Source organism: Burkholderia stagnalis, from assembly GCF_039848545.1.
Taxonomy (GTDB): Bacteria; Pseudomonadota; Gammaproteobacteria; order Burkholderiales; family Burkholderiaceae; genus Burkholderia; species Burkholderia stagnalis.
Map to the genome: position 1 here is coordinate 769,395 of NZ_CP156687.1, position 23,658 is coordinate 793,052.

Genomic DNA, 23,658 nt, shown 5'->3' on the forward strand with positions numbered 1-23,658 from the left:
CGATCGTCGAAGTACGTAGCCCGGCGGCCTTTTATCAATCAGTTCGCTGTGGCTTGCCATTGGTCGCTGACGACAATTCGATCTATGGCGCTTGATTCCGCAAGAACCTCGGCACTCCGGACAAGGTAAGTACCCGTGCATCAGACGCCCCCCCACAGCGGGCGACATCTACCTATTAGCGCCATCACGACAAAAACCCGGCGTGCTTCCGCACGCCGGGCCCGTCGCACCATCACCGATGCCGCGCCGCATCACTTCCTGTCGAGCGAATACTTCCCCGGGCCAGTCAGCGCAAGCAGCAACAGCCCGCCGAGAATGCTGATGTTCTTGTAGAAGTTGATCATCGCGACGTACTGCTCCATCCCGTTCAGCGACCAGTAGCGGTGCCCGATGAACGCGGTGGCGAGCGTATAGGCCGCGAACAGCAGCGCGAGCGGCCGCGTGTAGAAACCGATGGCGATCAGCAGGCCGCCGGCCAGTTCGAGCGCGACGGCGATCACCGCGGACAGTTCGGGCGACGGCGAGCCGGTCGACGCCATGTAGGCGACGGTGCCCGAGAAGCCGGTGAGCTTCTGCCAGCCGAACAGCACGAACAGCACCATCATCAGCACCCGAGCCGCCAGCAGCAGCCCATCCTTCTTCGATTCCAGCGAAACGTAACGCATTGCAAGCCCCATTGAATTGACGGATTCACGCGTCCGGCGGCGGCATCCCGATGCAACGGGGCACGCATGCCACGGACTACACCCTCGCACGATCGAACGGCAGGCCTGAGCGGCTCGCCGCCGGCGATGCGATCCGGTTGCGCCCCGTTGGCGCGGTGCCGGATCGGATCTGGCGAAGCACGTGTGCAGTCTACTGTCTCAACTGGAATCATCAATCCGTCTAAATCGGATTCGCTGTCTTGCCCCGGTTGACAATCATCCGGCACCAAGACTCAACCCGACAGCCCCGGCTCCAGCCGCTCGGCCAGGAACGCAATGAACGTGCGCAGCGTGACGAACCCTTCCCGATGCTGCGGAAAGACTGCATTCAGCTTCAGCGCCTGCGGCGCATACGCATCGAGCACCGGCACGAGCGCGCCGCTGTCGAGCGCCCCGCCGACGATGAAGTGCGGCAGCAGCGCGATGCCGAGCCCGGCGATCGCCGCGTCGCGCACCACTTCGCCGTTGTTCGCGACGAGCGGCCCCTGCACGTCGAAGGTGCGCGCCGCGCCGTCCACCCGGAACTCCCAGCCTACCCGCCGCTCGCGCCCATACAGCAGGCAGACGTGCGCGTGCAGGTCCGCCGGCGTCGCCGGCGCGCCATGCTCGCGCAGGTAGGCCGGGCTGCAGCACGCGATCATCCGCCACTGCCCGAGCGGGCGGGCCACCAGCGTCGAATCCTCGAGCGGGCCGATCCGCAGCACGAGGTCGAAGCCTTCGCCGATCAGGTCGACGCGCCGGTCGGTCAGGTCGAGATTGAGCCGCACGGCCGGGTGCGCGGCGAGAAACTCGGCGACCAGCGGCGACAGGTGCGTGATCCCGAACGACAGCGGCGCGCTGATCTTCAGCGAGCCGTGCAGCTCCGTGCTGCGCACCGACATCGCCTGCTCGGCATCGGCCACCTCGGCGAGGATCCGCTGCGCGCGCGCATAAAACTCGTGCCCCGATTCGGTCACGGCCAGGTTGCGCGTGTTGCGCAGCAGCAGGCGCACGCCGAGCGCCGCCTCGAGCGCCATCGTGCGCCGGCTGACGAACTGCTTCGACAGCATCAGCTGGTCGGCGGCCGCCGTGAAGCTGCCCGCATCGACCGTCGCCACAAAAATCCTCAGATCGCCTAGTTCCATATTGTCCACCTCAATGTGACAGTGATTATCTTATAGGCGATTTATTTGTCAAATCGATTGACTTAAGATTCATCTCAACGATCGGCCGGGCCCACTTTCGAGGTTCGGCGACTTTGAGGACATACCAAATGATTGAGATCCGAGCAGCAAACCAACGCGGCCGCGCCGAACATGGCTGGCTCAGCTCCCGTCACACGTTCTCGTTCGCGAACTACTACGATCCGCAGCAAGTCGGCTTCTCCGACCTGCTCGTGATCAACGACGACCGCGTGATGCCGGGCCGCGGCTTCGGCACGCACCCGCACCGCGACATGGAAATCCTGTCGTACGTGCTCGACGGTGCGCTGGAGCACAAGGATTCGATGGGCACGGGCTCGGTGATCGTGCCCGGCGACGTGCAGCTGATGAGCGCCGGCACCGGCGTGCGGCACAGCGAGTTCAACCACTCGCATGACGCGTCGGTGCACTTCCTGCAGATCTGGGTCGGGCCGTCGGAGAAAGGCGCGCAGCCGCGCTACCAGCAGACGAACATTCCGGCCGACGACAAGCGCGGCAAGCTGACGCTCGTCGTGTCGCCGGACGGCGCCGCCGGCTCGCTCAAGATCCGCCAGGACACGCGCATCTACGCGGGCCTGTTCGACGGCGACGAGCGTGCGACGCTCACGCTGCCGCCGGACCGGTTTGCGTACGTGCACGTCGCACGCGGCAGCGTGACGGTCAACGGCAAGACGCTCGGCGAAGGCGACGGCGCCCGCGTGCGCGGCGAGGAAGCGCTGGCATTCTCGGACGGCAAGGATGCCGAAGTATTGGTGTTCGACCTGCGTCCGGTCGAAGTGACGGCAGAATGGGCGTGAGCTGACGCGTGACGCCGATAGGCGGGCCCCGCAGCGATGCGGGGCCCGCGATCGTTTACGGCCGGGCCGCGCGACGCGCGCGCCGCTACCACGCGGCGATCGACGAACCCAGTGCGCGCGCCGGATGCGCCCAGTGCATCGGCGCGCCATCGACCTGCACCGGCGCATGCACGCGCCGCGCCGGGCCCCAGCTCGTTTCCTCGATCGTGGCCGACAGGTCGCACGCGTCTTCGGGAACGATCAGCGCCCGGTCCTGTGCCTGCATACCGCCCGACGCAAACAGCAGCGCCGTCCGCGCCAGCGACGCGCGCGTGCGCGTGCCGGTGTGTGTCGCCAGCCGGCGCGTCAGCCCGCGAATCGCGGCGGCGGCCAGCAGGTAGCCCGTGCCGTGATCGAGCGCCTGCACCGGCAGCGGCACCGGACGGTCCGCGCCCGTCGCACGCATCGCCGTTTCGACGAGGCCCGTGCTCGTCTGCAACAGGCTGTCGAAACCCCGGCGCCCCCGCCACGGCCCGCTCCAGCCGTATGCATCGAGCGACACGTCGACGAGCCCCGGATTGATCCGCTGCCGCTCGTCGGCGTCGAAGCCGAGACGGTCGAGCGCATCGGGCCGGTAGCCGTGCACCATCACGTCGGCATCGCGGATCAGGTCGCGCAGCAGTGCGCACCCTTCCCGCGATTTGAGATCGATGCGTGCACAACGTTTTCCGAGCACGACTTCGGGCACGAGGTTCGGCTCGTCCCAGTCGATCGGATCGATGCGCAGCACGTCCGCGCCGAAGCCTGCGAGAAAGCGGGTGGCGACCGGGCCCGCGAGAATGCGCGTGAGATCGAGCACACGCACGCCGTGCAGCGGCCGCGCGGCCGGCGCCGTCCAGGACGCTCGCGGCCCTTCGGCGGCAATCGCATCGTGGATCAGCAGCGGCTCGGCCTGCACCGCGACGCCCTGCGGATGGCGGGCCCATTCGTCCTGCGTGTGCATCGCGGCCGCGCAACCGCCCTGCGCGATCACCGCGGCTTCGAGTTCGTGCTTTCGCCAGCCAGCGACTGCGCGCGCGACGGCCGCGCGGTCGAGCGGCGTGCGCAGCACCGCGAGCGCCGCGTCGCGGTGGTGCGGCGCATTCGTGTGCAGCCGGATCCAGCCGTCGGCGGTGCGATAGTCGCCCGCGATCACGTCCCATTGCGGCGGCATGGCCCACCCGTGCGGGCGCAGCGACGTGCCGAACCACAGCGACGCGTAGCGCCGGTTCACATCGACGGCGGGCAACGTGCCGTTCGCGTGCCGCACGAGTTCGGCGATCGCCACGCTCGCCGCGCCGATCGCGGCCGAAGCGAAATCGGTCACCGGAAACACCGACGGCAACACGCCCGAACCGCTGAACGTCAGCGTGTTCAGAAGGTCGGCGTCGCCGTTCAGCGCATGCCAGATGTCATGCAGAAAGGCATCGGTACATGCGCTGCCGGCGCGTTCCGGCGCCAACGTCGAAGCAGGTTCGGACATGGATGTTCCCGGGTCATGGATAGGGTGGGAAAAGTCTATGTCCCGGCAATTTCGAGCGTCAATCTTGATTCCGCGAATCAAGCGATGTTTTTTGGCGGTCGCATTTTCTCGTCGAACAGGCGCACGGAATCGACGCTGCGATGTTGGAACGGCTGGAGGTTTCGTCTGGATGTCGCGAGCGTCGCGCTCACGCGTGCATTGCAGTGGAAGTCGTTTGCCGGCGCGAGATCGTGCGGCATGGCGGGCCGCGCATCACGCCGCGGCCCGTCCGTCACCGCCCGGTTACTGCGCCGGCGCCGATGCCGCGCCGTCGGCCGCCTTCGGCGCGGCGCCCTGGCCGTTCTGCGGGAAACCGGACCGGTCGCCCGTCAGGCTGTAGCCGTCCTTCCGGATCGCGTTCAGATCCTCGTTGCGCTTCTGGCGGGCCGCCTTGCGCGCCGCCTTGCGTTGCGCCTTGCTCATCTGCTTGGACGTCGGCGCAGCAGCCGACGAAGGCGCGGCGTCGCTCGCCGGCCCCTGTGCGAACGCTGCCGGCGCAGCCGCCAGCGCGAGGCCGACGGATACCGCCGCTGCCATCGAAACTACGCGAATCCTGATCATCACCATATCTCCTTGCCGAAGGTTGAGCGTCGCTCGCGCGCCCGTTCTTATCCGTGTGACGGGCAACGATGCGAGCCGGCTCCAGTTATACAGACGACGAAAATGCCGCGCAAATATCGGCTGCCGAATCCTGACTATTCGAAACGCGTGACGTTGCCGGCCGCGCGTCATTGCGGCTGCAACATCCGCCGGATGATCAGCCGGAGCATCGGCGCATGCGTCTTCGTGTTGAAGCCGGGCTCGAACACGACGCGGCCGACCGCGCCTTCCGCGAGCGCGATCAGCCACGTGGCGATCACGGCCGGCTTCAGCGCACGGTCGATCTGCCCCTGCGCGATACCGCGCTTGACGAGCGCGACGAGCAGGCCCTTCTCGTGTGCCTCGTTCTCGGCAAACAGCGCCGCGACATCCGGATTGCGCGACGCCTCGGCCGCGATCTCGATGCTGATGCGCGCATAGAGCGGCTCGCTCGCGGCCTTCATCTTCTCGAGCGCGATTGCCTCGATCGCGGCCACCACGTCATCGGCATCCGCCCATTGCGCGAACAGCTCGGCCGACTCGCGCCGGTCTTCCTGCGCGATCGCCGCGATGATCGCGGCCTTGGTCGGGAAGTAATGAAACAGATTGCCGGGGCTCATGCCCGCGGCCGCGCAGATCGCCGCCGTCGACGTGCCGTGGAAACCGTTGCGCGCGAAACATTCGATCGCCGCATCCAGGATCTGGCGCCGCTTCGCTTCGACTTTTTCCGGATCGACCTTTCTCACTGTGCACTCCGCGCTGGACGTTGATTCGAATCTTTAATAGACTGATTACTCGATCTATTATCAAACCGCGGCACCGACGCGTCAAGCCGCCTGGCCGGGGAACCCCGCTTGAAACGCACCACCTTCGTCCGCCTCACCATCGCCGCCATCGCGGCACTGCTGCTCGCGCTCGGCGCGCTCGCGCTGCGCGGCCTGTCCGATTTCGACCTGCACAACGCACACATCACGACGCTGACGTTCCGCGCCGGCAGCGCCGACCTCGTCGGCACGCTGGCGCTGCCGGCGCACGCGCCCGACGCGCCGATCGCGCTGCTCGTCCACGGCGACGGCCCGCGCGACCGCTTCGCGGACAACGCGATGCTGCCGCTCGTCAATCGCCTGCTCGACGCCGGCATCGGCGTGTTCGCGTGGGACAAGCAGGGCGTCGGCCACAGCGGCGGCGACTGGCTCTCGCAATCGATGCAGGACCGCGCCGACGAAACGCTCGCCGCGATGGCGCGCGTGCGCGCCGCCGTCGGGCCTGCAAACAAGATCGGCCTGCTCGGGTTCTCGCAGGGCGGCTGGGTGATCCCGCGCGTCGCGAACGCCGCGCGGCCCGCGTTCTCGGTGATCGTCGGCGGCGCCGTCAACTGGCGCCGGCAAGGCGCCTACCTGACGCGGCAGCAGCTCCAGGCAACCGGCATGCAGCCGGAACGGATCGATGCGACACTGGCGGCCGAGCGACGCAAGAACGACGACATCTTCGGTCGAGCGGACGCGCCCGCCGACCCGCGCCGGCGCCCCGACATCGCGCCGCGCCGGTTCGGCTTCGTCGCGCGCAACTACATGGAAGACGCGTCGCAGGCGCTCGCGACGATGCGGGGCCCCGTGCTCGCCGTGTGGGGCGCGCAGGATCGCAACGTCGATCCGGCCGACGAGGCGAACGCCTATGCCCATGCGTTCGCGGGCCGGGCGGGCCGGCGGGTGGTGGTCGTGCCCGGCGCGACGCACGGGCTGCTGCGCGCGCGCTGGTTCGATTACCAGCTGGAGTCGGACTGGCCGAGATGGAAGACCTGGCTCTTCGTGGCGCTCGGGCGCGACGCATACGCGCCGGGCACGCTGGGCCCGATCGCGGCATGGATCCGGTCACAGTGATCGACAGCAACAGGCATCGGCCCGGCCGCGTCACCGGGCCGTTGCAGTGAGACTCAAGGAGAAACTGGATGTTTTCGTGGTTTGAACGGCGCCTGCCGACTTTCCCGCTCGAAGATCCCGTCACGCCGCCGAAGGGGTTCTTCTCGTTCGTCTGGGCGTGCACGAAAGGCGCGCGCGGCTGGCTCCTGCTGATCGCGCTGACCTCGGCCGCGCTGGCCGCGTATGAAGCCGCGCTGTTCGCGATGATGGGGCGCGTGGTCGACTGGCTGGCCACCGCGACGCCGGCCAATTTCGGCGGCCGGCACTTCGGCACGCTCGCCGGCTTCGCGGCGATCCTCGCCGGCAGCGCGCTGCTGATCGCGCTGCACACGATGGTCAAGCACCAGGTGCTCGCGATCAACTTCCCGATGCGGCTGCGCTGGCTGTTTCACCGGCTGATGCTCGACCAGAGCCTGTCGTTCTACGCGAACGAGTTCGCGGGCCGCGTCACCACCAAGATCATGCAGACCGCGCTCGCGGTGCGCGATGCGCTGTTCATGTCGGTCGACGTCGTGATCGGCGTCACCGCGTACCTGATCGGCATCCTCGCGCTCGCGGCCAGCTTCGACTGGCGGCTGATGATTCCGCTCGCGCTGTGGGCGCTCGGCTACGGCGCCGCGTGCGCGTATTTCGTGCCGCGCCTCGGCGCCGTCGGCAGCCGCCAGGCCGACGCGCGCGCGCTGATGACGGGCCGCATCACCGACGCGTACTCGAACATCACGACCGTGAAGCTGTTCTCGCATACGCGGCGCGAGGCCGACCATGCGCGCCGCGCGATGGAGGCGTTCAAGGTCACGGGCGATGCGCAGATGCGTCTCGTCAGCGCGTTCGAAGTCGTCAACCACCTGCTGTCCACCCTGCTGCTGGTCGGCTCGACGGGCCTCGCGCTCTACCTGTGGATGAACGGCGCGGCGAGCGCGGGCGTCGTCGCGGCCGTGATCGCGATGGCGCTGCGCCTGTCGAGCTATTCGCACTGGATCATGTGGGAGATGACCGAACTGTTCGAGAACGTCGGCACGATCCAGGACGGCATCAATACGCTGACGAAGGTGCGCAGCGTCGTCGACGCGCCCGATGCGAAGCCGCTCGCCGTGCGGCGCGGCGAGATCGTGTTCGACGACGTGCGCTTCACGCACGACGACAACGACCGCGCCGTGTTCGACGGGCTGAACCTGACGATCCGGCCGGGCGAGCGCATCGGCCTGATCGGCCGCTCGGGCGCCGGCAAGTCGACGCTCGTGAACCTGCTGCTGCGCTTCTACGACGTGAGCGGCGGCACGATCCGGATCGACGGGCAGGACATCGCGCACGTAACGCAGGACAGCCTGCGCAGCGCGATCGGCATGGTCACGCAGGACACGTCGCTGCTGCACCGCACGATGCGCGAGAACCTGCTGTACGGCCGCCCCGACGCCACCGAGCGCGAGATGCACGACGCGGCCGCGCGCGCCGAGGCAGCCGAGTTCATCGCGCGGCTGCGCGACCGCCACGGCCGCAGCGGCTACGACGTCGAGGTGGGCGAGCGCGGCGTGAAGCTGTCGGGCGGCCAGCGGCAGCGCGTCGCGATCGCGCGCGTGATGCTGAAGGACGCGCCGATCCTCGTGCTCGACGAGGCGACGAGCGCGCTCGACTCCGAGGTCGAGGCCGCGATCCAGCAGAGCCTCGACGGCCTGATGAGCGACAAGACGGTGATCGCGATCGCGCACCGGCTGTCGACGATCGCGGCGATGGACCGGCTGATCGTGCTCGACGAAGGGCGCATCGTCGAGGAAGGCACGCACCAGCAGTTGCTGCAGGCGGGCGGCATCTATGCGGCGCTGTGGGCGCACCAGAGCGGCGGGTTCCTCGGGGAGACGGAGGAAGTCGCGCAGTAGGCGGTGCGGCGCTCGGGAATGCCATGCATTTCGCGCGGGGGCAAGCGCCGCGTCGCCTGATAAACATTCGAGAATTTATTGGTTTCCTTGATTGTCCGTGATCCGTATCGTTCAGCGTTTCATCTGATCAATCGACTACGGGGAACACCACAGCATGCAAGCAACCAAGCGACTCGCCCTTCTCGCGCTGCCGGCCGCGCTCGCCGCCGGCGGTGCGCACGCGCAAAGCAGCGTCACGCTGTACGGCATCGTCGACGCGGGCATTGCGTACGTGCACAACGCACAGAACGCGGACGGCGGGAACGCATCGAATCTCGTGAAGTTCGGCAGCGGCAACCTGTCGGGCAGCCGCTGGGGGCTGCGCGGCACCGAGGATCTCGGCGGCGGCCTCGCCGCGCTGTTCCAGCTCGAGAACGGCTTCAACATCGGCACCGGCGCGCTCGGCCAGGGCCAACGCGAATTCGGCCGCAAGGCGATCGTGGGCCTCGCGCACAACACGTACGGCACCGTGACGCTCGGCCGCCAGTACGATCCGGTCGTCGATCTGGTGCAGGGGCTGACCGAGGACAACTACTTCGGCGGCGTGTTCTCGACGCCGGGCGACCTCGACAACTACGACAACAGCCTGCGCGTCAGCAACTCGGTGAAGTACACGAGCCCGCTGATCTCCGGCTTCCAGTTCGCCGCGCTGTATGGCTTCGGCGGCGTCGCCGGCGCGACCGGCAGCGGCCGCACGTACAGCTTCGGCCTGAGCTACGCGAACGGGCCGCTGTCGCTCGGCGCCGGCTACTTCTTCGCGAACGGCGGCACGACCGGCGCGAACGGCCTGCGCTCGTGGACGAGCAGCTCGGATACGCTCTTCAACACCGTGATCAACCAGGGCTTCTCGAGCGCGAAGTCGATTCAGATCGTGCGCGTCGCCGGCCAGTACGTGCTCGGCGCGGCCACCTTCGGGCTCGCGTACTCGAACACGCAGTACGGCGCGGACACGCTGTCGGCGTTCAGCCAGACCGCGAAGTTCAACAACGGCTCGGCCTTCTTCAACTGGCAGTTCTCGCCGGCGCTGCGCGCGGGCGTGGGCTACAACTACACGTCGCTGACGGGCCCGACCTCCGCGCACTACAACCAGGTCAACCTCGGTGCGGACTACGCGCTGTCGAAGCGCACCGACCTGTATGCGCTGTTCGGCTACCAGCGCGCGAGCGGCCATACGTTGAATGCGAACGGCGCGGTCGTGAAAGCGGCGGCATCCGTCGGTTCGTACGGCGTGAACTCCGGTACGAACACGCAGGAACTCGCGGTCGTCGGGATTCGCCACAAGTTCTGATGGGCCGACTGCGGCCCGCGGCGTCATGGTCGCGGGCCGCGCGGCGGTGCGGCAACTCATGGATGCAGGGAAAGATCCCGGAAATGAATCGTCGCGCTGGCTTTTCGCAAACAGGCGGGCGCGAGCGGGATTGACCGTTAGTTGCGGATGCGAGGTCGGCAGCGATCACCTGCGCATGATCCGCCGCGCCTTCAGGATGACCGGCGCATCGACCATCTTCCCGTCCACGGCGACCGCCGCGCCGCCGCTCGCTTCGACCGCATCGAGCACGCGCGCGGCCCACGCACGCTCGGCGTCGCTCCACGCATACGCGCGATGCACGGCGTCGAGCTGCTTCGGATGAATGCACAGCTTCCCGCCGAAGCCGAATTTCCGCGCGGCGCGCGCATGCCGCTCGATCGCCGCCGCATCGTCGATGACGGTCGACACGCCGTCCACCGGCGGCTCGATGCCGGCAAGACGCGACGCGAGCACGATCTGCGAGCGGAACGCATTCAGTTCATCGCCGTCGCCGTCGATGCCGAGATCCACCTGGAAATCGAGCGTGCCGAATGCGACTCGCGCCACGCGCGGCGCGGCGCACACTTCACCGAGCCCCGCGATTCCGCGCGCCGTTTCGATCAGCGGCAGCAATGCGAGTTGCGCATGTGCATGCGCGAGCACCGCATCGACTTGCGCACGCGTCTCGCATTTCGGCAGCATCACGCCCGCGGCGCCGGGATGCGCGGCGATCGCCGCGACGTCGTCCGCGAACCATGCGGTGTCGGTCGCGTTCACGCGCACCCACGCCGGCCGGGCCGCATCGAGATGCGCGACGACGGCCGCGCGCGCCGCCGGCTTCTCGGCGAGCGGCACCGCATCCTCGAGATCGAGGATCACCGCATCCGCGCCCGACGCGCGCGCCTTGTCGAAACGTTCGGCGCGATTGCCGGGAACGAACAGCCACGAACGCGACGACACGGCCGTCATGCCGAACCCTCCTGAAACAGCGAACCGAGCGCCGGCTGCGCCGCGATCTCCCACGCGCCGGCCACGCGCCGCGCGACCTCGCCCGCCGTCGCCGCCCCGGCAAACGCCGCGAGCCGGCGCACCTTGTCCGCGATCTCGTCGCGCGACAGCGTATTGCCCGGATCGCCCTTCGGCTCGTCGGCGCGCCCCGCCAGCGCGCGGCCGTCGCGCCCGGGATGGGTCTGCAGGTTCGTCATGGCGTCGGTGCGTGTCGAGAAATCAGATCGTGCCGTTCGCGCGCAGCGCGTCGATGCGTGCACGCGTATAACCGAGATCGGCAAGGATGGCGTGCGTATGCTGGCCGAGCGCGGGCACCGCGTCCATGCGCGGCTCGACGCCGTCGGGCAGCCCCGGCGGCAGCAGCGCCGGCACCGCGCCGGCCGCCGTCTCGACGCTGCGCCAGCGCTCGCGCGCCCCGAGCTGCGGGTGGCGCCATACATCGTCGAGCGTGTTCATCTGCGCGTTCGCAATGCCCGCCGCGTCGAGCCGCTGCATCACGTCGGCCGCGGTGAGCGCGGCGAACGCGTCGACGATCAGCGCGTGCAGCGCATCGCGCGCCGCATGGCGCTTCGAATTCGCGTTGAAGCGCGCGTCGTCCGCGAGGCCCGGCTGGCGCAGCACCTGTTCGCAGAACAGCTTCCACTCGCGCTCGTTCTGCAGGCCGAGCATCACGGTCTTGCCGTCGCCGGCCGGGAACGGGCCGTACGGATAGATCGTCGCATGCGATGCGCCCGACGGCGCCGGCGGGCTCTGCCCGTCGATCGCGTAATAGAGCGGATAGCTCATCCACTCGACCATGCTCTCCAGCATCGACACGTCGATCCGGCTGCCCTGGCCAGTGCGCCCGCGCATCAGCAGCGCGCTCAGGATGCTCGAGAACGCAACCATGCCGGCCGAGATGTCCGCGATCGAGCAGCCGGCCTTCGCCGGCTGGCCCGGCGAGCCCGTGATCGACAGGAACCCCGATTCGCTCTGGATCAGCAGGTCGTAGGCCTTGCGGTCGCGGTACGGGCCGTTCGCGCCGTAGCCCGAGATGTCGCAGACGATCAGGCGCGGATGCGTATCCTTCAGCGCGTCGTAGCCGAGCCCGAGCCTTTGCGCCGCGCCGGGCGCGAGGTTCTGCACGAGCACGTCCGCGTCGGCGAGCAGCGCCTGCAGGATCTCCGCGGCCTCCGGCTGCTTGACGTCGAGCGTCAGGCTCTCCTTCGAGCGGTTCACCCACACGAAATGGGACGACAGCCCGTGCACGCGCTCGTCGTAGCCGCGTGCGAAATCGCCGCTGCCGGGCCGTTCGATCTTGATGACGCGCGCGCCGAGATCGGCGAGCTGGCGCGTGCAGAACGGCGCCGCGATCGCGTGTTCGAGCGTGATGACCTTGATGCCGTCGAGCGGTCGCATGCTGGCTCTCCTCAGAATGAACGCGGCAGGCCGAGCAGGTGCTCGGCGACGTACGACAGGATCAGGTTCGTCGAGACCGGCGCGACCTGGTACAGGCGGGTTTCGCGGAACTTGCGCTCGACGTCGTATTCGCACGCGAAGCCGAAGCCGCCGTGGAACTGCAGGCATGCATTCGCCGCTTCCCACGACGCATCGGCCGCGAGCAGCTTCGCCATGTTCGCCTGCGCGCCGCACGGCGCGTGCGCGTCGAACCGGCGCGCGGCCTCGAAGCGCATCAGGCTCGCCGCCTCGACGTTCACGAACGCGCGCGCGATCGGGAACTGCACGCCCTGGTTCTGCCCGATCGGGCGGCCGAACACGACGCGCTCGTTCACGTACCGGCTGACCTTGTCGATGAACCAGTAGCCGTCGCCGATGCATTCGCCCGCGATCAGCGTGCGTTCGGCGTTCAGCCCGTCGAGGAGGTACTTGAAGCCCATGCCTTCCTCGCCGATCAGGTTCCCGGCGGGGATCTCGAGGTTGTCGAAGAACAGCTCGCTGGTCTCGTGGTTAACCATGTTCAGGATCGGCTGGACCGTCAGCCCGTTGCCGATCGCGTCGCGCAGGTCGACGATGAAGATCGACATCCCTTCGGACTTCTTGCTGACTTCCGCCAGCGGCGTCGTGCGGGCCAGCAGGATCATCAGGTCCGAGTGCAGCACGCGCGAGATCCACACCTTCTGGCCGTTGATCACGTAGCGGTCGCCGCGCTTCTCGGCGGTGGTCCTGATCTTCGTGGTGTCGGTGCCGGTGGTCGGCTCGGTCACGCCCATCGACTGCAGGCGCAGCTCGCCGCTCGCGATCTTCGGCAGGTACCTGTCCTTCTGCGCGGCGGAACCGTGGCGCAGCAGCGTGCCCATGTTGTACATCTGCCCGTGGCACGCGCCCGAGTTGCCGCCCGAACGGTTGATCTCCTCCATGATCACCGACGCTTCGGTGAGCCCGAGGCCGGAGCCGCCGTATTCCTGCGGAATCAGCGCGCCGAGCCAGCCCGCGTTCGTCAGCGCGGTGACGAACGCGTCGGGATAGCCGCGCGCTTCGTCGATCTTGCGGAAATATTCGCTGGAGAACTGCGAGCAGAGGTCGCGCACCGCTTCACGGATGTCCTGGAAAGTGTTGTCGTGCGTCGTTTGCATGAGCGAGATTCGTTGATGGCGTGTGTCAGGGTCAGGCCAGCGTCGCGCTCGCCTGCAACGTCAGGTGGCCTTCGTGGTCCTTCGCCCACAGCTCGACCGTGCTGCCGTCGTCGGACGGCTTGCCGCACAGCGTGAACGCGTGGCCGTCGAAGGTCGGGCGCACCGCGCGGAACGCGAACGTCGCGAGCGTCGCGCCGGGGCGTTCGCGGCGCACGAGGTCGGCGAGCAGCGTCGCGATCAGCGGGCCGTGCACGACGAGGCCCGGGTAGCCTTCCGCCTGCGTCGCATACGGGTGGTCGTAGTGGATCCGGTGGCCGTTGAAGGTGAGTGCCGAATAGCGGAACAGCAGCACCGGATCGGCCGTCACGGTGCGCGACCATGCCTCGCCCTGCGGGGCGGCAACCGGCTTCGGCGCCGGCGCACCCGGCTGCGGCGCGTCGCGATAGACGATGTCGTGCTCTTCCTCGATGCACAGCACGCCGTCCGATTCGTAGCGATGCTGGACCGTCACGAACACGAGGCGGCCGCTGCGGCCGGTCTTGTCCTCGATGCTCGCGATCGTCGATTCGCGCGTCGCGTGGCGGCCCACGCGCAGCGGCGCATGGAACGTCAGGCGCCCGCCCGCCCACATGCGGCGCGGCAGCGGCACCGGCGGCAGGAAGCCGCCGCGCTTCGGATGCCCGTCGGCGCCGACCTGCGCAAGCGGCGCGACCGGCAGGAAATACAGCCAGTTCCAGAGCGGCGGCACGGTATCGCCGGGCGCCGCGCGATCGAGCGTCGCGGCCAGCGCGGCGAGCGGGTACGACGTGATGTCGTCGCCGAGCGTTTCCGTCTTGCCCAGCCACGCGTCGAGCGGCGGCGACGCGGGTTCCTGCGATGATGAGGTCGACACTTGCGAAATCTCCGGTACGCTGCAGAGGCTCCTACTATGAACCTCGCCCGTGGTTTCGCGAAGTCGTCTTTCCCGAACCGTGACTTCGAATTTGCTTAACGTCGGCGGCGGGGGGCGCGATCCCGCAATGCGCAGGCTTGCGCTTCGTCGCGCAGGTCGACGCACGCCTCGTCTTCGATGCACGGCCACGGCACGAACGATCGGCCGCTGCGCTTCCTCGGCGAGATGCCCGACGAACCCGATCGCGCGCGAGCTGCACGTCGACGGCGGGTCGGGCGGCACGATGGCTGACGGGGCGCGGCGGCCGCGCCCCGTTCATGGTGTTTCGCGCGCCTCAGCGCTTCGCGTCCCATTCGACGCGCCCGCCGGCCGGTTGCCGGCTCGGCCCGAGCAGCGCCGCCAGCGAGAAATCCGCAAGCTTGCCGAACGGCGCGCGCAGCAGGTTCGGGAGCGCCCAGCGGCCCTGAACGAATACGCCCTTCGCATGGCTCATCGCACGGAATCCTTCGATGCCGTGATACGCGCCCATCCCGCTCGGCCCGACGCCGCCGAACGGCAGGTCTTCCTGCGCGACGTGCAGGAGCGTGTTGTTGATGCCGACGTTGCCTGACGTGGTGCGCGTCAGCAGCGTCTCGCAGTCGCCGTCCCGCGCGCCGAAATAGTAGAGCGCCAGCGGCCGCGGGCGCGCGTTCACGTAGTCGATGACCTCGTCGATCGTGCGATATGCGCGCACCGGCAGGATCGGCCCGAAGATCTCCTCCTGCATGACCGCCGTGTCGTCGCCGGCCCCGACGATCAACGTGGGCGCGAGCGTCCGCTTGCGGTTGGCCGCGTTCTGCGGATTCACGCCCGCCTCGATCACGCGCGCGCCCTTGCTGCGCGCCTCGTCGACGAGGCCTTTCAGGCGATCGAAATGCCGGTCGCTGACGATCGACGTGTAGTCCTGACTGGTCGGCCCGTCCGGATAGAAGCGCGCCACCGCTGCATCGTATTGCGCGACGAATGCGTCCAGATCGTCTTCGTGCACCAGCGCGTAGTCGGGTGCCACGCAGGTCTGTCCGCCGTTCGACAGCTTGCCGAACACGATGCCGGACATCGTCCGCGCGTCGACATGCCCCCTCGCGACGATCACGGGGCTCTTGCCGCCCAGTTCGAGCGTCACCGGCACCAGGTTGTCGCTGGCCGCCTTCATGACCTTGCGGCCCACCTGCGTGCTGCCGGTAAACAGCAGATGGTCGAACGGCAAACCGCTGAACGCGGCGCCGACTTCCGGGCCGCCGAGCACGACCGCGACTTCCTCGCTCGGGAAGGTGTCGGCGAGCATCCGCCGGATCACCTCGCTGGTACGCGGCGTCAGCTCCGACGGCTTGAGCATCGCGCGGTTGCCGGCGGCCAGCGCGGTGGCGAGCGGAATGAAGGTCAGCGAGAACGGGTAGTTCCACGGCGCCATCACGCCGACCACGCCCACCGGCTGGTATTCCACGCGCGCATGCCCGGCGCGGTAGAAGATGCCGACGTGCCGGCGCTGGGGCTTCATGAAGCGGCGCAGGTTGCGCGACAGGTAGTCGATCGCCTGAATCACGCCGACCAGTTCCATGATCGCGGTTTCGTGGCGCGAGCGATGTCCGAAGTCGGCGCTGATCGCCTCCTCGATGTCGCGGCGGTGGGCCAGCACCGCCGCGCGCAGCCGGGCGAGCCTTGCCTTGCGCTGCTGCACGCCCGGCGGCCCCTCCTTGACGAATGCGCTGCGCTGGCGGGCCAGCAACGCCGCCGGGTCGATGCTCGAGCTGGATTCTGCGGAAACGAACATGGTGCGCCTCACGAGGTTGCGTCAATGTAGACACTGTCAACTTGCTCGGTCCGGATCATAGGACCACAATGTGTCCCATGTCAACATTGGAGCAACACGATGCCGTCGGAAGCAGATGCCGGGCAAAAGGCGTATCACCACGGGGATCTGCGGCGCGCGATCATCGACACGGCGCTCGACACGCTGCAGGAGCAACAGGGCTGGCAGTTCACGCTGCGTGAAATCGCGCGGCGGGCGAACGTCAGCCACTCCGCGCCCTACCGGCATTTCCCGGACAAGGCCGCGTTGCTGCACGAGCTGGCGCTGATCGGGTTCGATCGCCTGCGCGATGCGCTCGCCGCGTCCGTGGATCCCGCGGCGGACACCCCAGCGGTGCTGCGCGCGCTGGCCTACGCCCATCTCGCGTTCGGCAAGCAAAACCCGGATCTCTACCGCCTGATGTTCGCCGCGGATGCCGGCGAGCCGACGGATATCCATCTCGATCCGCGCACGCAGGCGCCCTTCCTGCTGGTCGTCGACATCCTCGAGCAAGGCCAGCAGGCCGGCACGATCCGCTTGCGCCCCGCGCTCGGCCAGGCAACGGCCTGCTGGGCGCATCTTCATGGGCTGACGATGCTCGAGATCGACGGGCGGCTGGTGCGCGAGAAAGTCGGCGACCATGCGATCGAAGACGCATTGACGACCTTGCTGGACGGGCTCGTCCTGTCTCAAGACAGCCCCGTACGCAGAAAAGCAAAAAGGTCTTGACCTTTAACTTCACCTCAAGGTTATGGTCGGCCTCGGCAAGCGTATCGAGGCCATGGGTCTGTGTCCTGCCATCCGACAAAACGGCGGCGCGTCGAAGATGCACCGCCCGTGGCCGATGAAGAGGGAATCGCATCATGACCAAGCGCATACTTCACGTCGTCAGCAACGTCGCGCACTACGCCGACCCGTCGCAACCAACCGGCCTGTGGCTGTCCGAGCTGACCCACGCCCACCACATCTTCGCGGCGAAGGGATACGCGCAGCAGCTCGTGAGCCCGAAGGGCGGCGTGTCGCCGCTGGAGCCCCGCTCGCTCAAATGGCCGCACGCGGACGCGGCCGCGAAAGCGTGGCGCGCCGACAAGGCGAACCAGGCCCTGCTCGCAAACACGGCGCGGCCCGACGCGCTCGATCCGGCCGATTTCGATGCGATCTATTTCACCGGCGGCCACGCGGTCATGTGGGATTTTCCGGACGATGCGGGGCTGCAGCGGCTTACGCGCGGGATCTACGAGCGCGGCGGCATCGTGTCGTCGGTCTGCCACGGTTACTGCGGACTGTTGAACACGACGCTGTCGGACGGCACGCTGCTGGTCGCCGGACGCCGGATCACCGGCTACTCGTGGGTGGAGGAAATCCTGGCCGGCGTCGCGAAGAAGGTGCCCTACAACGTCGAGCAGGAGATGGCGCGGCGCGGTGCGCGCTATGAGAAGGCGCTGCTGCCGTTCACGTCGAACGTCGTCGTCGACGGCCGGCTGGTGACGGGCCAGAATCCGCAATCGGCGAAGGCGACGGCCGAGCAGGTCGTCGCGCTCCTGTAACGCGGCGCACGGGCGCGCGCCCGGAACGCAACACGATGCGCCGGCGGCCGTCCGGGGTCAGGTCGTCCGGCGCCGGGCCGGCTTGTCGCGCGTGTCGTCGTCGGCGTGGCCGGCGCTTGCCGTGTTCTCCGGATGGACCCGCGACAGCAGTCGCATCGCGTGGGCGGCACACTCCACCGCCTCCGGTTTCGGCCCGATCCCGGCGATGAGCGACATGACGTGCGCCTTGTTGCGCGCAAGCCGCGCTTCCAGCGCCTCGATGCGCTGCACCTTGCGGCGCAGCGCATCGAGCAGCGAACCGCATGGCCACTGCGCGAAGTCGGACGGAATCAGCGTGCGGATCTCGTCGAGGCTGAAATCCGCCTTCTGCGCGGCCGTGATCAGATCGAGCATCACCACCGCTTCCGGCGAATAAGTTCGATAACCGTTCGCCTGCCGCTCGACGCTCGTCAACAGACCGATGCGTTCATAGAAGCGGATGCGCGAAGGGGTAAGGCCGGTGCGCGCCGCCAGTTCCCCGATCTTCATGTTCCGGATACTCCCCGGCCGGATCGGATCCGGCCATCTGATCAGCCGTGACAGTCAGCTTCCTCCCCGCATTGATTCGCATGCCGATATTTATTGTTTCCATGCCGATACCGCTGCCGAATCACGCCAGCTCGAAGCGCAACCCCGCATGGCGCACCAGACGCTCGATATAGCGCTCGTCGAACATCGTCGCGGGCGTCCAGAAACCGCCGCCGCGCCCGGCCTTCTCGCCGCCGCTGCGGCAATCCAGCGCGAGACCGATCGCGGCCTGGCCCAGCATCTTGCCCGTCGAGCCGTAACCGGGGTCGCGATCGCCGGTGACCTTCACGCGCAAGGTCCGCCCGTCGCCGGCGCGGCCGAAGAAACGCAGATCGTAGCGGCCGGCCAGCTGCGCCGCGGCGCTCGGCCCCTCGCCGGGCTTCGGCAGCAGGAACCGCTCCATCAGGCTGCGCACCGGCTTGATGACGACGCCCACCATGAACGCGCCGAGGCCGGCCACCATCGCCAGCGCGGCCACGCGGCCCTTGAGGCCCGTGCCCGTCATGACGGCTTCGTCATAGGTGAACCGGCTGCCGTACGCATTGCCCGCAAGCGCGTTGGAGCGATGCACGACCCGCTCGTTGATGGCCGCCATCACGAACGGGGCGATCCACGCATCGCAGTCGCGGTCGAACTCCGCCGATCGGACGGCGTGCTGCCGCGCCATGAATCCGTGCTCCTTCGGACACAGCGAATACGGATCGAGCAGTTCCCGGCGCAACGCGGGATCGGCCGCGGCTTCCCGCACGACGTTGATCACGCTCGCCACCGTTCCGCCCGACGCGCCGCCCTTCAGCGTTCTGACGCGCATCTTCACCTGCTCGGCCGGCACACCCCACTGCCGCCTTGCCTGTTGCTGCAGGAAAAACACACCCATGTCGGACGGCACCGAATCGAAGCCGCAGCAATGGACGATGCGCGCCCCCGATTGACGGGCCGCGGGCTCGTACTTGTCGATCATCCGCTTGATCCACTGGGTCTCGCCGGTGAGGTCGCAATAGTCCGTGCCGGTTTCCGCGCAAATCTTGACGAGCGGCTCCCCATAAAGCGCGTAGGGCCCGACGGTCGACACGACCACCCGCGTTTGCGCGCACAGCGCTCGCAGCTGCGCTTCGTCGGCCGCGTCGGCGACGATGATCGGCAAGGCCTGCCACGCCGCGCCCAGCGCATCCCTGACCTGCCTGAGCTTCGTTTCCGATCGGCCTGCAATGGCCCAGCGCAGCGTTTCGACGTCGCCCGACAAGTGTTCGGACAGGTAGCGGGTCAGGATCTGCCCGACAAAGCTGGTGGCGCCAAACACGACGAGGTCATAGGCCGGTGCGGTCATGATCGATTCCTTTTGAGTGGGCGAGTCGAAGCGCCGCTATTGTTGCTTGTCAGGCCCATCGAAGGCTTTCAAGGGCGTCGGCAGGTTCAGAACCAGCTGCGCGTCGTTGGCCACGTCGAGACGCATGATGGTGGATACGCCCAATCCGTCGAGCAACTGGCTCAGCGGACCGCCGTGCCGCACCAGCTCGACGTCGCGCGGCAACAGGCGCTGGGCGAACGACAATATATTGGTCTGCACCGAGCTCTGGTGCCATTCGCCGTCGATGAGATTGATCATGGTCGCCGTGCTCATCCGCGACTGCGACGCAACGTTGTTCAGCGCCGGCAGCGGCGCGCGCAGGCTCAGGTCCGGCCGGCCGCCCGGGCCGGCAATGCGGGCGCGTACGTCGGCGCCGATGTTCACGTCGATGTCGGCGAGCCACTTGGGCAGCTGATAGCCGTATACGCCGCGAACCCGCGCGATTTCCGTGGTGACGGGCAGCGCCAGCACGTGCGCGACGAAGCTCCGGCGCCGCATGGCATCGATCAGCTCCAGCGCGTGCGAACCGCGCGCGCCGGGCCGGCGGATCACCACCGCGACGGACACTTCGTCATACGGATCGTTGTCGCAGACCGAATACGAAAAGAACGTCAACGCCACCAGCCCGTGCCCCGGCACCGCCCGCAGCGGCTCGAGCGGCGCCGGCAACATGGCCCGCAGGCGGTCGAGCGGCGCCATGAACAATAGCTGGATGTTGCTGGAACGGTAGTAGAAGTTCGGCGCCCAGGTCGGGCCGACCCTCGAATTGACCAGATGCTTCGGAATCCGACGGAAAAAATCGATGTTTCCCGCGGCGGGATCCCGCGCGACTTCGTTCAGGTCCGGATTCATCCGGAACCGGTCGTAGTAGCCGCCTTCAGGCACGTCGACCTTGTGCGGCCCGAATTCGACCTGTGTAAACCGCCTGTCCATGTTCGTCGCCCCTCCTCGATGATTGACCGTGGCAGGCAACACCCGAAGCCTGCCGACGCATTGCCGTCAGCAGGCACTTTAAGGTTCAACTCAACTTTAAGGTCAAGGGCCCCGGTAGAGAAGCGCATCGGTTGCGGTTTCGGCGTCGCATCATTCGTCGCTCGAATTCGAGCGACGCCCATTGCCCGGTGCCGGCGCCGCGCCCCGATCGCGCAGCCGGTCCATCACCCACCGTGTGCGCTCGGCGCAGTTCAAGTCGGTCGGCCGGTTCCTGATGCTGTCGATCGCGACGAGCAGTTGCGCCTTGTTCTCCTCGAGGCGCTTGCGCATCGCATCGATTTCGGCGACTTTCCGTTCGAGCGCCTCCACCAGCCCTTCATGCTGCCAGTTGCCGGCCCCCACCGGCAGCAGATGGCGGATCTGTTCCAGCGAGAACCCCGCCTTTTGCGCGCCGGAGATGATCTCCAGCATCCATACCGCATCCTCGGAGTAGTCGCGATAGCCGTTCGTGCTGCGTTCGACGGCCGTAATCAACCCTTCCGCCTCGTAAAAGCGGATCCGGGATGCCGTCAGCCCGCTGACCTTCGCCAGCTCCCCAATTCTCATGCTTGCCTCTTCAGCGTATTGACATTAAATCTAACTTTAATCCTAGAGTCGGTTCGTCGCCAACGAGCACGCGACAGCCGCATTGCCGTTCGATCAACCCGCCATCGTCAGGAGCCCGCCATCATTGATCCGCAGCAACCGGAATGTCCGTCACTGATCGATATCGTCTACTGAACAGGAGCAACCATGGGATACGTCACAACGAAAGATGGCGTCGACATCTTCTACAAGGACTGGGGCCCGCGCGATGCGCAGGTGATCTTCTTCCATCATGGCTGGCCGCTCAGCGCGGACGACTGGGATGCGCAGATGCTGTTCTTCCTGGCCCAGGGCTACCGCGTCGTCGCGCACGATCGTCGCGGCCACGGACGATCCAGCCAGGTCTGGGACGGCCATGACATGGATCACTACGCGGACGACGTCGCCGCGGTGGTGAATCACCTCGGCGTGCAGGGCGCCGTCCACGTCGGTCATTCCACCGGCGGCGGCGAAGTCATCCATTACGTCGCCCGTCATGGCGAGAACCGCGTCTCCAAGGCCGTGCTGATCAGCGCCGTTCCGCCGTTGATGGTCAAGACCGACAGCAATCCGGGCGGCCTGCCCAAGGAAGTGTTCGACAACCTCCAGGCCCAGCTCGCGGCGAACCGCGCGCAGTTCTATTACGACGTGCCGGCCGGCCCCTTCTACGGCTACAACCGCGAAGGCGCGAAGCCGTCGCAGGGCGTCATCTGGAACTGGTGGCGGCAGGGCATGATGGGCAGCGCCAAGGCCCACTACGACGGCATCGTCGCGTTCTCGCAGACCGACTTCACCGAAGACCTGAAGAGCACCACGATTCCCGTCCTCGTGATGCATGGCGACGACGACCAGATCGTCCCTTATGCCGATTCCGGCCTCCTGTCGGCGAAGCTCGCCAGGAACGGCACGCTGAAGACCTATGCGGGCTTCCCGCATGGCATGCCCACGTCCAACGCCGAAACGATCAACGCCGATCTGCTCGCGTTTATCCGCGGCTGAACGCGACGGATGCCAGGGGGCGTCCCCTGGCATCCTCTGTGTGCATGCGTGGGGTGCGGCAAAGCCCGGGCCCCACGTCGCCGCACAGGCTCATGCTTCGGCAGCGCGCCGCAGGAGATTCATCGGGCCGACGCGGTCGATGATCTGCATCTGCGCGTCGTCCCGCACGAATAGCGAGCCGGCGAACCCCAACGCATTGATCGAGATGCCTTCGACACGCTCGGTGGATCTCGGCACCAGCAGCAGCCCCGCAGGCATGACCAGCAGGTTGTACGGCGCCGATTGGCGCGGTTCGCCGTCGACATCGAGCGCCCGGATGCCAACCGCATCGAGCAATGCGCGGTAGCGCTCGCATGCCGCGCGCGCCGTCTCGTGCACGGGCGCCGCGAACAGTTCCAGCGGCGCGAACGCATGCGCAAACGCGAGGCCCGGAATGGTGCCGATCGCACCGGCGATCCGCGCCGACTCGATCAACGGGCTGATCGGCAACGCCGGGCCACCCTCGACGAACGGCAGCGGCACGATCTGCAGATGCTTGTGAGCCTGGCTCGCACCGGCGGCCGCCCCACCGTTGTAGAAACCGACACTCCCGAACTCCGCCATGCAGGTGAGCAGCGCGGCAAAGTCCGCCACGTTCAGCAACGACTCCTGCGCTTCGAAGCGGCGGGTGACGATCAGCAGGTGATGCTCGATGACGTTGAACTTGTTCAGCAACGCCACATGGGTATCGGAGATATCCGCGACAAACAGGTCGGGGTCGTACGGGAGGAATGGATTGCCTCCGGCACGGCCCGCCGCGCGTGCCGTGTCCTTGCGGGCCAGGCTCGACACGCGACGGACGAGGAACCGCACGCCGCCGTCCACGATCGACGATTGGACGGTTTCGATCGGGCGCAACGCCCCTGTCCGCAGGGCGTGCGCCGTTCGTTGCACGATGGCCGGCCACAACGTGCCGGGCTGAAGGATGGAAGGGTGCATGGTCTCCGCTTGCGCTCCAATGCAGGATAAGCGTTCCGGCAGGAACACTCGACGTTACGTGCGGTAATGATGCGGCGCGACGCCGACGACGCGCTTGAACATGGCCGAAAACGCCGTCGGGCTGCCATAGCCGAGATCATAGGCCACGCGCGTGATCGAGCGGCCCTGCGCAAACCATGCGATGGCGGCCAGCAGGCACGCCTGCTCGCGCCACGCGACGTAGCTCACCCCCAATTGCTCGCGGAACAGCCGGGTGAAGCTGCGGCGGCTGAGCCCGACGCGGCGCGCCGCTTCGTCGACGCCGAGCGACGCGGACGGCGCCGCGAGCACGTTCCGGCAAAACGAATCGCGGGACCGGGATTTCGCGACTTGTCGCTATGGGGGCACTTTCTCGATCGCCACGGCCGCGTGAGACCCGGCATTCCCGCGGATTTCATACG

24 protein-coding genes and 1 pseudogene are annotated in these 23,658 nt (G+C 67.6%); 7 read left to right on the forward strand and 18 right to left on the reverse strand.

Annotated elements, in window-relative coordinates; genetic code table 11:
• Positions 1-251: 251 nt before the first annotated feature.
• Both ABFO07_RS34185 and ABFO07_RS34190 read right to left on the reverse strand, forming a co-directional pair.
• Positions 252-665: a DoxX family protein gene (locus tag ABFO07_RS34185; RefSeq protein ID WP_059557983.1), complete on the reverse strand. Its 414-nt coding sequence runs from the start codon at positions 663-665 to the stop codon at positions 252-254.
• Between the two features lie 272 nt (positions 666-937).
• Positions 938-1,828 carry a LysR family transcriptional regulator gene (locus ABFO07_RS34190; RefSeq protein WP_059557985.1) on the reverse strand — a complete coding sequence of 297 codons (891 nt, stop codon included), beginning with the start codon at positions 1,826-1,828 and terminating at the stop codon, positions 938-940.
• Between the two features lie 128 nt (positions 1,829-1,956).
• Here ABFO07_RS34190 and ABFO07_RS34195 point away from each other — a divergent pair, with 128 nt between their 5' ends.
• Positions 1,957-2,682, forward strand: coding sequence for a pirin family protein (locus tag ABFO07_RS34195; RefSeq protein ID WP_059803991.1), 726 nt, complete (start codon positions 1,957-1,959; stop codon positions 2,680-2,682).
• A gap of 85 nt (positions 2,683-2,767) precedes the next feature.
• On the opposite strand, the gene ABFO07_RS34200 is transcribed toward ABFO07_RS34195, so the two are convergent.
• The 4 genes from ABFO07_RS34200 to ABFO07_RS34215 form a co-directional block, all read right to left on the reverse strand.
• Positions 2,768-4,183, reverse strand: coding sequence for a CoA transferase (locus ABFO07_RS34200; protein ID WP_347469809.1), 1,416 nt, complete (start codon positions 4,181-4,183; stop codon positions 2,768-2,770).
• Positions 4,184-4,260: 77 nt separating this feature from the next.
• The gene (locus ABFO07_RS34205) at positions 4,261-4,422 is read right to left on the reverse strand and encodes a hypothetical protein (RefSeq protein ID WP_155681452.1); all 162 of its coding nucleotides are present in this window, start codon (positions 4,420-4,422) and stop codon (positions 4,261-4,263) included.
• A gap of 43 nt (positions 4,423-4,465) precedes the next feature.
• Positions 4,466-4,783, reverse strand: coding sequence for a hypothetical protein (locus ABFO07_RS34210; protein ID WP_059804001.1), 318 nt, complete (start codon positions 4,781-4,783; stop codon positions 4,466-4,468).
• Positions 4,784-4,950: 167 nt separating this feature from the next.
• Positions 4,951-5,547 carry a TetR/AcrR family transcriptional regulator gene (locus ABFO07_RS34215; protein WP_059892886.1) on the reverse strand — a complete coding sequence of 199 codons (597 nt, stop codon included), beginning with the start codon at positions 5,545-5,547 and terminating at the stop codon, positions 4,951-4,953.
• A 108-nt stretch (positions 5,548-5,655) separates the two neighbouring features.
• Here ABFO07_RS34215 and ABFO07_RS34220 point away from each other — a divergent pair, with 108 nt between their 5' ends.
• The 3 genes from ABFO07_RS34220 to ABFO07_RS34230 all read left to right on the forward strand — a co-directional run bounded on the left by ABFO07_RS34220 (position 5,656) and on the right by ABFO07_RS34230 (position 9,921).
• Complete coding sequence (locus ABFO07_RS34220) at positions 5,656-6,681, forward strand: alpha/beta hydrolase family protein (protein ID WP_347469811.1); 1,026 nt, start codon at positions 5,656-5,658, stop codon at positions 6,679-6,681.
• Between the two features lie 68 nt (positions 6,682-6,749).
• A complete protein-coding gene (locus ABFO07_RS34225) occupies positions 6,750-8,594 on the forward strand; it encodes an ABC transporter ATP-binding protein (protein WP_059881331.1) in 1,845 nt (614 codons plus the stop codon).
• Between the two features lie 154 nt (positions 8,595-8,748).
• Positions 8,749-9,921, forward strand: coding sequence for a porin (locus tag ABFO07_RS34230; RefSeq protein WP_059881329.1), 1,173 nt, complete (start codon positions 8,749-8,751; stop codon positions 9,919-9,921).
• Between the two features lie 165 nt (positions 9,922-10,086).
• Here the strand turns inward: ABFO07_RS34230 and ABFO07_RS34235 are convergent, their stop codons facing one another.
• The 6 genes and pseudogenes from ABFO07_RS34235 to ABFO07_RS34260 all read right to left on the reverse strand — a co-directional run bounded on the left by ABFO07_RS34235 (position 10,087) and on the right by ABFO07_RS34260 (position 16,204).
• Positions 10,087-10,890 (reverse strand): HpcH/HpaI aldolase/citrate lyase family protein, encoded by an 804-nt coding sequence (locus ABFO07_RS34235; RefSeq protein WP_347469812.1) that lies wholly within the window; start codon positions 10,888-10,890, stop codon positions 10,087-10,089.
• Positions 10,887-11,099, reverse strand: a pseudogene (locus ABFO07_RS34240) (MmgE/PrpD family protein); the annotation flags it as partial. The pseudogene ABFO07_RS34240 and the gene ABFO07_RS34235, both read right to left, overlap by 4 nt.
• A gap of 49 nt (positions 11,100-11,148) precedes the next feature.
• Positions 11,149-12,327 (reverse strand): CaiB/BaiF CoA transferase family protein, encoded by a 1,179-nt coding sequence (locus ABFO07_RS34245; protein WP_347469813.1) that lies wholly within the window; start codon positions 12,325-12,327, stop codon positions 11,149-11,151.
• Positions 12,328-12,338: 11 nt separating this feature from the next.
• Positions 12,339-13,502, reverse strand: a complete 1,164-nt coding sequence (locus ABFO07_RS34250; protein WP_059881321.1) for an acyl-CoA dehydrogenase family protein — start codon at positions 13,500-13,502, stop codon at positions 12,339-12,341.
• 31 nt (positions 13,503-13,533) lie between these two features.
• Complete coding sequence (locus ABFO07_RS34255) at positions 13,534-14,394, reverse strand: FAS1-like dehydratase domain-containing protein (protein ID WP_347469814.1); 861 nt, start codon at positions 14,392-14,394, stop codon at positions 13,534-13,536.
• A 334-nt stretch (positions 14,395-14,728) separates the two neighbouring features.
• Positions 14,729-16,204 (reverse strand): coniferyl aldehyde dehydrogenase, encoded by a 1,476-nt coding sequence (locus ABFO07_RS34260; protein ID WP_059924033.1) that lies wholly within the window; start codon positions 16,202-16,204, stop codon positions 14,729-14,731.
• Positions 16,205-16,303: 99 nt separating this feature from the next.
• On the opposite strand from ABFO07_RS34260, the gene ABFO07_RS34265 reads away from it, so the two are divergent.
• Positions 16,304-16,951: a TetR/AcrR family transcriptional regulator gene (locus ABFO07_RS34265; RefSeq protein ID WP_059924032.1), complete on the forward strand. Its 648-nt coding sequence runs from the start codon at positions 16,304-16,306 to the stop codon at positions 16,949-16,951.
• Positions 16,952-17,085: 134 nt separating this feature from the next.
• Positions 17,086-17,769 carry a type 1 glutamine amidotransferase domain-containing protein gene (locus tag ABFO07_RS34270; RefSeq protein WP_059907305.1) on the forward strand — a complete coding sequence of 228 codons (684 nt, stop codon included), beginning with the start codon at positions 17,086-17,088 and terminating at the stop codon, positions 17,767-17,769.
• Positions 17,770-17,826: 57 nt separating this feature from the next.
• Here ABFO07_RS34270 and ABFO07_RS34275 read toward each other — a convergent pair whose 3' ends face one another.
• From ABFO07_RS34275 to ABFO07_RS34290, 4 genes are all read right to left on the reverse strand, one after another.
• The gene (locus ABFO07_RS34275) at positions 17,827-18,297 is read right to left on the reverse strand and encodes a MerR family transcriptional regulator (protein ID WP_059907304.1); all 471 of its coding nucleotides are present in this window, start codon (positions 18,295-18,297) and stop codon (positions 17,827-17,829) included.
• Positions 18,298-18,418: 121 nt separating this feature from the next.
• Entirely contained in the window at positions 18,419-19,663 is a 1,245-nt protein-coding gene (locus tag ABFO07_RS34280) for a saccharopine dehydrogenase family protein (protein WP_347469815.1), read from the reverse strand.
• A 36-nt stretch (positions 19,664-19,699) separates the two neighbouring features.
• A complete protein-coding gene (locus ABFO07_RS34285; RefSeq protein WP_347469959.1) occupies positions 19,700-20,617 on the reverse strand; it encodes an acetoacetate decarboxylase family protein in 918 nt (305 codons plus the stop codon).
• Between the two features lie 150 nt (positions 20,618-20,767).
• A complete protein-coding gene (locus ABFO07_RS34290) occupies positions 20,768-21,223 on the reverse strand; it encodes a MerR family transcriptional regulator (RefSeq protein ID WP_059881306.1) in 456 nt (151 codons plus the stop codon).
• 186 nt (positions 21,224-21,409) lie between these two features.
• Here ABFO07_RS34290 and ABFO07_RS34295 point away from each other — a divergent pair, with 186 nt between their 5' ends.
• The gene (locus ABFO07_RS34295) at positions 21,410-22,240 is read left to right on the forward strand and encodes an alpha/beta fold hydrolase (protein WP_059907301.1); all 831 of its coding nucleotides are present in this window, start codon (positions 21,410-21,412) and stop codon (positions 22,238-22,240) included.
• Positions 22,241-22,330: 90 nt separating this feature from the next.
• Here ABFO07_RS34295 and ABFO07_RS34300 read toward each other — a convergent pair whose 3' ends face one another.
• A complete protein-coding gene (locus ABFO07_RS34300; RefSeq protein WP_347469816.1) occupies positions 22,331-23,218 on the reverse strand; it encodes an ATP adenylyltransferase family protein in 888 nt (295 codons plus the stop codon).
• Between the two features lie 54 nt (positions 23,219-23,272).
• Positions 23,273-23,548 carry a helix-turn-helix domain-containing protein gene (locus ABFO07_RS34305; RefSeq protein ID WP_347469817.1) on the reverse strand — a complete coding sequence of 92 codons (276 nt, stop codon included), beginning with the start codon at positions 23,546-23,548 and terminating at the stop codon, positions 23,273-23,275.
• Between the last annotated feature and the right edge of the window lie 110 nt (positions 23,549-23,658).

Bases quoted from the DNA above. Each gene is read 5' to 3' on its own strand.
- ABFO07_RS34185 (WP_059557983.1), bottom strand. From the start codon at position 665: ATGCGTTACGTTTCGCTGGAATCGAAGAAGGATGGGCTGCTGCTGGCG.
- ABFO07_RS34190 (WP_059557985.1), bottom strand. From the start codon at position 1,828: ATGGAACTAGGCGATCTGAGGATTTTTGTGGCGACGGTCGATGCGGGC.
- ABFO07_RS34195 (WP_059803991.1), top strand. From the start codon at position 1,957: ATGATTGAGATCCGAGCAGCAAACCAACGCGGCCGCGCCGAACATGGC.
- ABFO07_RS34200 (WP_347469809.1), bottom strand. From the start codon at position 4,183: ATGTCCGAACCTGCTTCGACGTTGGCGCCGGAACGCGCCGGCAGCGCA.
- ABFO07_RS34205 (WP_155681452.1), bottom strand. From the start codon at position 4,422: ATGCCGCACGATCTCGCGCCGGCAAACGACTTCCACTGCAATGCACGC.
- ABFO07_RS34210 (WP_059804001.1), bottom strand. From the start codon at position 4,783: ATGATCAGGATTCGCGTAGTTTCGATGGCAGCGGCGGTATCCGTCGGC.
- ABFO07_RS34225 (WP_059881331.1), top strand. From the start codon at position 6,750: ATGTTTTCGTGGTTTGAACGGCGCCTGCCGACTTTCCCGCTCGAAGAT.
- ABFO07_RS34230 (WP_059881329.1), top strand. From the start codon at position 8,749: ATGCAAGCAACCAAGCGACTCGCCCTTCTCGCGCTGCCGGCCGCGCTC.
- ABFO07_RS34235 (WP_347469812.1), bottom strand. From the start codon at position 10,890: ATGACGGCCGTGTCGTCGCGTTCGTGGCTGTTCGTTCCCGGCAATCGC.
- ABFO07_RS34245 (WP_347469813.1), bottom strand. From the start codon at position 12,327: ATGCGACCGCTCGACGGCATCAAGGTCATCACGCTCGAACACGCGATC.
- ABFO07_RS34250 (WP_059881321.1), bottom strand. From the start codon at position 13,502: ATGCAAACGACGCACGACAACACTTTCCAGGACATCCGTGAAGCGGTG.
- ABFO07_RS34260 (WP_059924033.1), bottom strand. From the start codon at position 16,204: ATGTTCGTTTCCGCAGAATCCAGCTCGAGCATCGACCCGGCGGCGTTG.
- ABFO07_RS34265 (WP_059924032.1), top strand. From the start codon at position 16,304: ATGCCGTCGGAAGCAGATGCCGGGCAAAAGGCGTATCACCACGGGGAT.
- ABFO07_RS34270 (WP_059907305.1), top strand. From the start codon at position 17,086: ATGACCAAGCGCATACTTCACGTCGTCAGCAACGTCGCGCACTACGCC.
- ABFO07_RS34275 (WP_059907304.1), bottom strand. From the start codon at position 18,297: ATGAAGATCGGGGAACTGGCGGCGCGCACCGGCCTTACCCCTTCGCGC.
- ABFO07_RS34280 (WP_347469815.1), bottom strand. From the start codon at position 19,663: ATGACCGCACCGGCCTATGACCTCGTCGTGTTTGGCGCCACCAGCTTT.
- ABFO07_RS34285 (WP_347469959.1), bottom strand. From the start codon at position 20,617: ATGGACAGGCGGTTTACACAGGTCGAATTCGGGCCGCACAAGGTCGAC.
- ABFO07_RS34290 (WP_059881306.1), bottom strand. From the start codon at position 21,223: ATGAGAATTGGGGAGCTGGCGAAGGTCAGCGGGCTGACGGCATCCCGG.
- ABFO07_RS34295 (WP_059907301.1), top strand. From the start codon at position 21,410: ATGGGATACGTCACAACGAAAGATGGCGTCGACATCTTCTACAAGGAC.
- ABFO07_RS34300 (WP_347469816.1), bottom strand. From the start codon at position 23,218: ATGCACCCTTCCATCCTTCAGCCCGGCACGTTGTGGCCGGCCATCGTG.